Raw genomic sequence first — 4,179 nt, 5'->3', positions numbered from 1 at the left:
GCGGCGGCCCCGGAGCGGCCGGGGCGGGAGTCGAGGTAGCGGCGGGCACCCCAGCCGAGGACGGCCTCGGCGAGCAGGGCGCCGGGCGCCGTGTCGATCTGGCCGAGCTGTTCGGCGGCGTGCCGGCAGTAGGTGCAGGCGGCCAGGTGCCTGCGCACGTCGGGCAGCAGGTCGCCGCCCCGGCGGATCGGCACGTCGAAGAGGCGGTTGTAGTGGCGGCACTCGGCGCTGGGCGCCAGTTCGCGGTGGGCGCGGACGCAGCCCTCGCGGAACCGCTCCCGGGCCTGCTCCAGCGCGGCGGCGGCGCTTCCCTCGTCCAGGCCGAGCAGGACGGCCGGGACACCGAGCGGCTCCGCCTCGACGGCGGTGTGCCACAGCAGGGCCTGCTCCAGCGGGGCCAGGGCGTGGAAGGAGCGCTCGGCGAGGGCGCGGTTCTCCGGCGTCAGCGACTTGGCGGCGCGCATCCCGCGTCCCCCCGCCGGTTTGCCGAGACCGGGCAGCGCGGCGGTGATCCGGTCGGCGGCGGCCCAGTCCACGATGGTGTCACGGACGGTGAGCAGCAGCCGGGGGCGCAGGGCCACGGCGGGCTCGCCGAAGCGGAGCCGGTCGAGGACCTGGTGGAAGGCGGCCGCGGTGACCATCTGGGCGACGGGTCCGGACGTCGCCAGGCAGATGACCGCGTAGTCGGTGGCGGGCTGCCAGTGACGGGCCATCAGCAGGGCGGCGGAGCGGGACGACTCCGCGTCGGAACCGGCGCGCAGGGGCGCGGCGAGCGACTCGTCGGACTCACCCGGGTCGCCGCCGTGCGGGTACGGGGGACGGGGAGGTCGGGGGGTGGTCACTTGAGCGGTTTCCTTTGGCGCGTGCGGTGCGTGGGAGCCGGGAGCGAACCTCCGGGGTGCGCACGGGGAGCGGGAAGTCACCGGCGTCGTCCCCCGCCCCGGTTCCTCAACTGCCGAAGTGGTCCCGGACCTTACCCCCCGCGCGGGTGTGTCAACCCTCGCACAACTTCTGCACAAGCAACAAGGCGCCCGTCCCACATCACCGGTTTTGAAAGGAAGTCTTCGAAACCCCCGGCGGTGTGTTCTCTCGCGCCCCGTGTGAAACACGCGCGCCCATCACCCCGCCGCGCACGGTGTCGCCGGGAGGCCCGGCGGTGTGGACTTGGTCCCGGTCCTTTCCGGGAGGCCCCGGCGGAACGGCGGTTCCGCGTTCGGGGCAGGCCGGCCGGTCCGTTCCCACCGCCTCGGCCGGCGGTACGACGGCTTCCCCCGTCCGCCGGGCGGTGTCAGATCTGCCAGGAACGGAGCCGGCCGGCCACGCGGTTCACGTCGGCCGCGCCGGAGCGCAGGTCGCGCACGAGTCCGGTGAGGGCGCCGGGCGGCGGTTCGACGCGCACGCCGCTGACCGCCAGATAGGCGACGGCGGTGGCGCACGCGAACCGCGCGTTGGCCGAGGGCAGGGGCCGGAGCACGGCGAGGGTGTGCAGCAGGGCGGCCGCCCGCCACGCGGCGTCGGCCTCCACCCCGGGCCCGGGGGGCTGCACCCGGTGCCGGGCCACGGCGGCGACCAGGACGGAGAGGTCTCCCACCGCGGCGGCGCCGGGCAGCACCTCCTCGTACCGCCGCAGCAGCCAGGGGACGTCGATGTGGATGACGGGCGACGGCATCGCTCAGGCGGCCTCGCCATCGGCGGAAGCGGGTGTGGATGTGGCTGCGGGGGCGCTCCGTACGGCCGGTTCGTCGTCCGGGAAGGCCGCCGCGAACTCCCCCGCGTGGGCGGCGAAGAAGCTGCGGAAGGTCTCCGCGCCCTCCTGCAGTGCCCGGTGCCGGGCGATGTCCGCGGCGGCGGCCTCGCGCACGAGGGCCTTCATCGACGTACCGCGCTCCTTGGCGATCTGGCGCAGGTCGGCCAGTTCGCGTTCGCTGAACTCCACATTCAGAGCTGGCATGACCTCACGGTACAGCGCGGGTACTTGGCCGTAAATTCCGCCAGTTGACGGGCCTTTTCGGCCGGTACCCGGGGCGGTGCGGGCCCGACACCAGCGGACGCGCCGCCGCAGATCCATCACATATCAGCACAAAAAGTGTCTTATTTCCTTTATGCATACACCTTCGCGGCGTACCCTGCTCCGAGCCCCGTTCGCTGCCGCCGGCGCGGGTCTCCTGGCTGCCTGCACGGACTCCGGCTCCCGCCCCAGGCCGGGTCCGGGGGCAAGCGGCGCGTCGGCGGCCGAGAAGGCATTCGTCCCCCCGGGACCCCAGGGATATGTCGACCCGTCGGGTCCGGAGGTCCGTGCCGCCGAACGCAGACGCGGCTCGGGACGGGTGCGCATGGTCGGGCTGACCGCCCGGGAGACCACGCTGGACCTCGGCGGCCGCAGTGTGCGGACCTGGGCCTACCACGACCAGCTCCCGGGGCCGCTGGTGCGCGCCACCGCGGGTGACGTGCTGAGCTTCACCTTCTCCAACCGGCTGCCGGAGTTCTCCACCCTGCATTTCCACGGCATCCGGTTGCGCTGCGACATGGACGGCGTGCCGGGGCTGACCCAGCGGGCCGTCGCCTCCGGAAGCGACTTCACCTACCGCTTCACGGCCGCCGATCCGGGGACCTACTTCATCCATTCGCACGTCGGGATGCAGCCGGACCGCGCGCTGTACGCGCCGCTCATCATCGACGACCCGCGCGAGCCGCTCTCCTACGACCAGGAGTGGATCGTCGTCCTGGACGACTGGCTCGACGGGGTGAACGGCTCCACCCCCGACAAGGTGCTCCGTCAGCTCGTCCCGGACTCGGCGATGCTCGACAGCATGAGCATGGACATGGGGATGGGCCCGCAGCACCCGTCGGCCCACCCCACCACCACGCACGTGGACAACGGCCCGGACCGCAGACTGCACCACTCCTACAGCCGCATGCTGCACAGCATGGGCGGCAGCGTCGACTTCCCCGTCTACCTCGTCAACGGCCGCCGCCCGGGCGAGCCCACCAGCTTCCGCTGCCGCCCCGGTGAGCGCGTCCGGCTGCGCATCATCAACGCGGGCTCCGAGACCGCCTTCCGGGTCGCGCTCGGCGGTCACACCATGACGGTCACGCACAGCGACGGCTACCCCGTGCAGCACTGCGACACCGACGCGCTGCTCGTGGGCATGGCCGAGCGCTACGACGTGCTGTTCACCGCGAAGGACGGCGTCTTCCCGCTCGTGGCGAAGGCCGAGGGCAAGAACGGACAGGCCATCGCGGTGCTGCGCACCGACAAGAGCAGAACCGTTCCGCTCCCCGATGTGCACCCCGACGAGCTGGACGGGAACATCGTCCTCGCGAACCGGCTGCGCCCCGCCGACTCGGCGGCCCTGCCCGAGCGCGAGCCCGACCGCCAGTTGCGGATCAGGGCGACGGGCAACATGGGCAAGTACGACTGGAGCTTCGACCACAAGCCGTACGACGTGCGCCAGCGCCACCCCGTGAAGGCCGGGGAGCGGGTCAGGGTCACCCTCATCAACGCCACCGACATGTGGCACCCCATGCATCTGCACGGCCACACCTTCGCGATGACCGGCCTCGACGCGGCGGGCGCCCGCAAGGACACCGCGATCGTCCTGCCGCACCGCAAGCTGGTCTTCGACTTCGACGCCGACAACCCGGGCCTGTGGATGCTGCACTGCCACAACCAGTACCACTCGGAGAGCGGCATGATGACGATCCTCGGCTACCGCACCTGAGCGGGGCGCAAAGGTGCCGGTACGGCCCGCATCTGACGACGCGGCGGCACGGCGGGGCCGTCTGCCCCGGCCCAGTCGCCTGCCGCCCCGCGTCCCGGGCGGCCTGGCGCCCCGCGTCCCGCCCGGACCCGCACAGCAGGCGGGGGTTCGCCGACAGGGCCTAGGCTGGATGACGGAGGTGCGCCTGTCGACTCTGCGCGCACGCGCTTGGGAGTGGCGACGATGAGCCGGGGCTATCCGTTCGACGAGGCGGCGACGGCCCGGGCCGTGATCGCCGACGACGGAACACTGCTGGAGTGGAACGAGGGCGCCCGGCGTCTGCTCGGCCACCCGGCCGACGCGGTCCTGGGCCGCCCGGCCGCCCGCCTGCTCGCGTCCGACGGCAGCGCGCCCGTCCCCTCCGGCGGCCGCTGGGACGGCACGCTCGACCTGCGCCACCTGGACGGCCGTACGGTCA

General features: G+C 73.2%; 4 protein-coding genes and 1 pseudogene. 2 read left to right on the top strand and 3 right to left on the bottom strand.

All coding sequences use genetic code 11. The features are described 5' to 3' along the window. The 3 genes and pseudogenes from GTW40_RS09660 to GTW40_RS09650 all read right to left on the bottom strand — a co-directional run. Positions 1-842 (bottom strand): annotated as a pseudogene (locus GTW40_RS09660) (hydrolase); the annotation flags it as partial. A 446-nt stretch (positions 843-1,288) separates the two neighbouring features. Next, on the bottom strand, positions 1,289-1,669 hold the full coding sequence (locus GTW40_RS09655; protein WP_161179753.1) for a toxin Doc: 381 nt from the start codon (positions 1,667-1,669) through the stop codon (positions 1,289-1,291). A 3-nt stretch (positions 1,670-1,672) separates the two neighbouring features. Continuing rightward, entirely contained in the window at positions 1,673-1,951 is a 279-nt protein-coding gene (locus GTW40_RS09650) for a hypothetical protein (protein WP_161179752.1), read from the bottom strand. A 151-nt stretch (positions 1,952-2,102) separates the two neighbouring features. Between GTW40_RS09650 and GTW40_RS09645 the strand changes: the two genes are divergently transcribed. Both GTW40_RS09645 and GTW40_RS09640 read left to right on the top strand, forming a co-directional pair. After that, positions 2,103-3,722, top strand: a complete 1,620-nt coding sequence (locus GTW40_RS09645) for a multicopper oxidase family protein (RefSeq protein WP_161179751.1) — start codon at positions 2,103-2,105, stop codon at positions 3,720-3,722. A gap of 222 nt (positions 3,723-3,944) precedes the next feature. Next, positions 3,945-4,179, top strand: a 235-nt coding sequence (locus tag GTW40_RS09640; RefSeq protein ID WP_161179750.1) for a PAS domain-containing protein, incomplete at its 3' end; no start/stop codon positions are given.

The sequence above is a fragment of the Streptomyces sp. SID4985 genome (assembly GCF_009863025.1).
Lineage (GTDB): Bacteria > Actinomycetota > Actinomycetes > Streptomycetales > Streptomycetaceae > Streptomyces.
This window is presented reverse-complemented; position numbering and strand designations above follow the sequence as displayed.

Coding starts and splice junctions, on each gene's coding strand:
- GTW40_RS09650 (WP_161179752.1), bottom strand. CDS start 1,951: ATGCCAGCTCTGAATGTGGAGTTCAGCGAACGCGAACTGGCCGACCTG.
- GTW40_RS09645 (WP_161179751.1), top strand. CDS start 2,103: ATGCATACACCTTCGCGGCGTACCCTGCTCCGAGCCCCGTTCGCTGCC.
- GTW40_RS09655 (WP_161179753.1), bottom strand. CDS start 1,669: ATGCCGTCGCCCGTCATCCACATCGACGTCCCCTGGCTGCTGCGGCGG.